Here is a 258-nt window from a genome sequence, read left to right on the forward strand (position 1 = left end):
CGACACCGCCGACGTGGCCGAGATCGCCGACCTCGCCGCCACGGGCATGGTGGACGGGGTGACCACCAACCCTTCGCTGGTCGCCAAGTCGGGACGCAACTTCATCGAGGTCGTGCGCGAGATCTGCGAGCTAGTCCCGGGGCCGGTGAGCGCGGAGGTCGCCGCCGTCGACTACGACGGGATGATGCTCGAGGGCCGCAAGCTGGCGCGGGTGGCCTCGAACGTCTGCGTGAAGGTCCCGCTCACCTGGGCCGGGCT

1 protein-coding gene is annotated in these 258 nt (G+C 70.5%); it reads left to right on the top strand.

From position 1 onward, the window contains the following. Positions 1-258: transaldolase family protein (locus ACSNOK_RS35005; protein WP_436784733.1), on the top strand; the 258-nt coding region annotated here is incomplete at both ends.

It is taken from the genome of Streptomyces sp. URMC 126 (genome assembly GCF_051386555.1).
GTDB lineage: Bacteria > Actinomycetota > Actinomycetes > Streptomycetales > Streptomycetaceae > Streptomyces.